The sequence below is a fragment of the Streptomyces durbertensis genome, from assembly GCF_014156695.1.
GTDB classification, from domain to species: domain Bacteria; phylum Actinomycetota; class Actinomycetes; order Streptomycetales; family Streptomycetaceae; genus Streptomyces; species Streptomyces durbertensis.
Genome location: NZ_WMLF01000397.1, coordinates 1 through 5,045, shown reverse-complemented (window position 1 = coordinate 5,045; position 5,045 = coordinate 1). Strand labels below are relative to the sequence as shown.

At 72.4% G+C, this 5,045-nt stretch carries 4 protein-coding genes; 1 reads left to right on the top strand and 3 read right to left on the bottom strand.

Features of this window, described 5'->3' with window-relative positions; genetic code table 11:
• Positions 1 to 119: 119 nt before the first annotated feature.
• Both GL263_RS21230 and GL263_RS21225 read right to left on the bottom strand, forming a co-directional pair.
• Positions 120 to 758, bottom strand: a complete 639-nt coding sequence (locus GL263_RS21230) for an OB-fold-containig protein (RefSeq protein ID WP_182857334.1) — start codon at positions 756 to 758, stop codon at positions 120 to 122.
• A gap of 168 nt (positions 759 to 926) precedes the next feature.
• Positions 927 to 2,036, bottom strand: a complete 1,110-nt coding sequence (locus GL263_RS21225) for a PucR family transcriptional regulator (RefSeq protein WP_182857333.1) — start codon at positions 2,034 to 2,036, stop codon at positions 927 to 929.
• 396 nt (positions 2,037 to 2,432) lie between these two features.
• On the opposite strand from GL263_RS21225, the gene nhaA reads away from it, so the two are divergent.
• Positions 2,433 to 3,788 (top strand): Na+/H+ antiporter NhaA, encoded by a 1,356-nt coding sequence (gene nhaA, locus GL263_RS21220; RefSeq protein WP_182857332.1) that lies wholly within the window; start codon positions 2,433 to 2,435, stop codon positions 3,786 to 3,788.
• A 15-nt stretch (positions 3,789 to 3,803) separates the two neighbouring features.
• Here nhaA and GL263_RS21215 read toward each other — a convergent pair.
• On the bottom strand, positions 3,804 to 5,045 hold a 1,242-nt coding region (locus GL263_RS21215), incomplete at its 5' end, for a DUF5005 domain-containing protein (RefSeq protein WP_323379504.1).

Here is a 5,045-nt window from a genome sequence, read left to right as displayed (position 1 = left end):
GGTCAGCCGGCTAACGCGCGGCGGGGCCGGGCGGGCGGCGTGCTGCCTTCTGCCATGACTCCCCCGTTGTCTCTGATGGTGTGTGGCGACCGGTGTCGCGTGTGGTGGCCGGGCGGCGCTCAGCCCGGCGTCGAGCGCGGGTCGAGCGCCGCCTCGTAGGGCGCGACCCGGAAGAACTCGCCTTCGGCGTCGTAGTCGAAGATCAGGGCGGTGCTGCCGGTGGTGAGGCTACCGGGCGGCACCGAGTCGTCGGCGCGGACCTGTACGAGAGCGGAGGAGCCGTCGTCGCTGGTGACCTCCGCCTGCCCGAAGTTCTCGTCGACCCGGTTGGTGCGGACGACGCAGACGCGTCCGACGAAGTCGTTCCGCGAGATGCCCTCCTCGCCCGGCGCGAGCCGCCGCAGCGGCCGCACCAGCACTCTGGTCACGGCCCACGCGGTGACCAGCGCGAGCGGCAGCAGCAGGACGCGTACCAGGCTGTTCTCGAAGAGGACGACCCCGCACCATGACACGAACCAGGCAACGAGGGTCAGCAGTGAGAGCACCACGGTGACCGGCACGCCGCCGAGTCCGAAGGCGGCGAAGGCGCCGGCGGCCCCTCCCTGGGAACCGCCGGAGGTGACGCCCTCACCCCCGTCGAGGGCGTCGACCTCCGCCGCGCCCACCAGCACGATCAGCCAGTAGGCGACCACCACGAGCAGGGCGAAGCTGAACAGGACGGCGGGGAATGCCAGGCATGCGTCCAGGAATCCGCTCATCGTCCTTCTCCTCGCACCCGGTTGCGGTGTGCCCACATCGTGGCACCGCCGCCACTCGGCGCACATTGCCAGAGGTCGGCAATCTTTACGGTGTTCTTACGTCCTACAGACGCGGGAGTCGCCGCCCCGGTTGCACGCGGTCGAGCGGTTTCCGGCCCAGGTCACGGGTCACAGGTCGCGGTTCGGCCAGCCGAGCAGCCGGGCGCCGAGGACGGCGGTCTCCAGCGTGTAGCGCTGGATGGCCTCGGCGGGGTCGTAGCCGGTGAGCGCGCGGATGCGGCCGAGCCGGTAGGAGAGGGTGCGGACGCTGATACCGAGGCGGCGGGCTGCTTCGGCGTTGACGTAGCCGGCGGCCGCGCACTCGGCGAGTGTCCGCAGCAGCGGTTCGGCGCCTCCCCTGGCCTCCTCCAGCGGTTGCAGCACGGACCGCACGAGGTCGGCCATGGCCGGCCGGTCGCGCATGAGCACGGGGAAGACCAGGAGTTCCGCCGCGGACAGCCGTACCGGCGCCAGCTCCAGCCGGTCGGCGATCTCCAGGGTGCTCAGTGCCTCCTCGTAGCTGCGGACGACGCCGCCGGCGCCCCGGTGCGGGCGGCCGACCGCCACCCTGAGGGCCGGGTCGTAGCCCGGTCCGGGGTTCTCCGCGACGCGTACGAACGCCTCCAGTACCGCGGTCTCGCTGCTCGCGGCGACGCACACCAGCCGGCCGTCCTTGGTGGCGAGCAGCACGTCGCGGGCGTCCCCGAAGCGGCCGAGCACCTCGCGTTCGACCCGCCGCACGGTCGGGTGCACGTCGTCGAACTTCTCCGGCCCGACGACAACCGCGACCACGTGGGCGTAGGCGAGGCGGAGTCCGAACCGCTGGGCCCGCTCGGCGAGGGTGCCGACGTCGCTGCGGCCGTAGAGCAGGTCGTCGACGAACTCGCGGCGTTCGGCCTCCTCCTGCCGGACGGCCATCCGCTGGGCCCGCTCGTGGCCCTCGCCGAGCGCGGTGATCGCGGACTCGACGGCGGCGAACAGGGCGGTGCCGGTGCGGCCGCGCTCGGTGGCACCGGCGGCGCGGGCGATGCCGGGCAGCGCCGCCCACTGCTTGCGGGTCTCGCCCAGGTAGAGTCCGATGAGCTGCCGCAGGCCGTATCCGGCCTCGGCGGCGCGCTCTCCGATCTCACTGAGCTGCTCCAGTTCGGCTCGGCGGGGCAGCCGTCCGGTGGCCGACACCTCGGCCAGGAAGCTCGGATAGTCGCCCAGGAAGCTGCTGGGTATGGCGGAGCGTTTCACCTGTGCTCATCCCCCGGAAGACGCCCCGGGTCGCCTGCCGGCCCCGGGGCTCGTATAACGGGAACAGCCTATGCGAGCGGTCGGACACCGCCAGACCCCCGGGTCGTCACGCCCGGTACCGGCCCCCGGACCACGTGAGGATCATCACTGAAAACAAGGAAGAAAAGCCGACAGACCCCTTGACCTGTTGTCTCAGGCCACGCTCTACCCACCGGTACGCAGGTGCCGGCCGGTGCGGAGGGTACTGGTGGGAGACCTGCCTTGCATACGTGCACCGGCCTATGGGTACGGTGACGGAGCGCTCGGCATGGTCGAGCGAGGTGTGCCGGGAAGTCTGGTCGGCAGCGCAGCGACGCGTATCTCACCCCCTGTCCCCACTCCTGGAGGCCCCGCCCCATGCCGCTGAGTCCTGACCGCGCCGAGCCCCGCGACGCATTCTCCTCCCCACGCGCGCACGAACGGCGATTTCTCGCCGACCTGCTGCGCATGGAGACGGTGGGCGGCATGGTCCTGCTCGGGGCAGCCGTCGTCGCCCTGATCCTGGCCAACGCCTTCACCGGTTTCTACGAGACCGTCCGCGACTTCCACTTCGGCATCGAGGCCCTGGGGCTCGACCTGTCGGTGGGACACTGGGCCTCCGACGGTCTGCTGACGATCTTCTTCTTCGTCGCCGGTATCGAGCTCAAGCGTGAGTTCGTCGCCGGTGACCTGCGGGACCCCAGAGCCGCGGCGCTGCCGGTCGTCGCGGCGATCTGCGGCATGGTCGTGCCCGCGCTGTTCTACTTCGCGGTGAACGTCCCGGCGGGCGGCCAGAGCAACGGCTGGGCCATCCCGATGGCAACCGACATCGCGTTCGCACTCGGTGTGCTGGCCGTGGTCGGCACCAACCTGCCGTCCGGTCTGCGCGCCTTCCTGCTGACCCTGGCGATCGTCGACGACCTCGGCGCGATCATCGTCATCGCGGTCTTCTACACCACCTCGCTGAACCTGTGGGCGCTCGCCGGCGCCGCGGTCGGCCTCGGCGTCTTCTACGTGCTGCACAAGCGGATGGAGGTCCGGGGCTGGTACATCTACGTCCCGCTGGCCGTGGTCATCTGGGCGCTGATGTACAACAGCGGCGTGCACGCCACGATCGCCGGTGTCGCGATGGGCATGCTGCTGCGGGCGACGGCGCGGAAGGGCGAGAAGGACTCGCCGGCCGAGCACATCGAGCACCAGGTGCGGCCGATCTCGGCGGGCTTCGCGGTGCCGGTGTTCGCGCTCTTCGCCGCCGGCATCAGCGTCTCCGCGTCGGACCTGGCGGAGGCGGCCAGCCAGCCGGAGGCGATCGGCGTGGTGCTCGGCCTGGTGGCCGGAAAGATCATCGGCATCTTCGGCGGCACGTACCTGACGGTGAAGTTCACGAAGGCCCGGCTCAGCTCGGACCTGGCGTGGGCGGACGTCATCGGCGTGTCGATGTTGGCCGGAATCGGCTTCACGGTCTCCCTGCTCATCACCGAGCGGGCGTTCCTGACCGACGTCGCCACCATGGAGCACGTGAAGGCCGCCGTGCTGATCGGCTCGCTGATCTCCGCGGTCGCCGCCTGTGTGCTGCTGAAGATCCGCGACAAGAAGTACCAGGCGATGTGGGAGGCCGAGAACGTCGACTCCGACGGCGACGGCATCCCCGACATCGACCAGGAGGACGACCCGGGGCGCGCCGGCTCCGCCACCCGCGAGAACGGCGGTCCCACCGCCGGCGGCGGGGTCTGAGCCCGCACGCCGAGGTCAGCGGACGCTGAGGTCCAGCCGGACGAAGCGCGGCCGGTACAGGGCGACGTCCCGGTGCACGGCCGCGACCTCCTGCGGCACGTTGACGTCATAACCCAGCACAAGCCCACCCCCGTCGCCGAACGAGGGGTGGGCTTGTGGGTTGTAGGCGAGGGCGCGCCCGTCGGCACCCGGCGGCAGCGGCGGGGTGAGCGCGTCGTGCGGGCCGTGCCAGGGGCCCTGCGGACCGCACGCCCAGTAGGAGGTGACAGTGGTCAGACCGCGGCCGTCGGGGCCGCCGGCGTCGGTGGTCAGCAGCAGCCAGGTGCCGCCGTGCCGCGCGACGGTGAACGTGTTGGTGGCGCCGCGCTCGGCGGTGCGACCGAGCGCCATGGGCGCCGAGCGGCCGGGTGAGGTCTGCCAGCGCTCGCCGTCCCAGTAGCGCCACGCGGCCGGGTCGGCGAGGGCCCCGCCGGGCACGCGGGCCACGTGGGCGGTGGAGGCCCGGCCGTGCGCCGTGCGCTCGTCGGCTCCGAAGACGTACGTCCAGCGTCCCTCGGTGACGGCGGCGGTGCCGTAGAGGACCCGGGTCGCCGGGTCGGCGTCGGCGGGCGTGAGGATCGGCTCGATGCTCTCCACCCGCAGGTCGGGCAGGCTGACGGTGGCCACCTCGGTCGCCCGGGGGACGCCGAACGTCCAGGGGGCCTGGCCGGCCTCGCGCTGCCACAGCAGGACCCGTACGACCTGTTCGGCGGCTCCGGGTGTGCGCGGCTCCACCACGCCGGCCAGCGGCCAGCGCCAGAGTTCGCGGCCGTCGGCGGTGGCCAGGCCGGGGAACCAGGCCCTCGGCCCGTCGCCGAGCAGGGTGCGTTCCAGCCGTCCGTCGCGGGACATGACCAGACCGGCGTTGCGGACCCATACCGGTTCCGGTCCCCGGGTGCGGCCCTCGCGGACCTCGTCGAGGAAGGTGTCGGCGGAGAGCCACAGGGTGCGGCCGTCGGGCAGCGGCACCGAGCGACTGCCGTCGCCGCCCGTCCAGTCGTCCAGCCGGGTGTTGTCGTCGCCGTAGCGGGCGAACTCCTCGGTGAGCGCGCGCTCCGGACGCCAGTCGGAGACCTGGAGCGGCCGGCAGTCCTCCTCGGGCGGTTCGCCGCCGGGAACGAGCAGCACCACCGCGACGAGGACGAGGAGCGCGAGCAGCGCGGTGAGCGGCCTGCGCCGCCGGCGCGCGGCGCGCCCGGGGCCGGTGGTGCCGGTGGG

Excerpts from the sequence above, each read along its gene's own strand:
- GL263_RS21230 (WP_182857334.1), bottom strand. The coding sequence starts at position 758 with ATGAGCGGATTCCTGGACGCATGCCTGGCATTCCCCGCCGTCCTGTTC.
- nhaA (WP_182857332.1), top strand. The coding sequence starts at position 2,433 with ATGCCGCTGAGTCCTGACCGCGCCGAGCCCCGCGACGCATTCTCCTCC.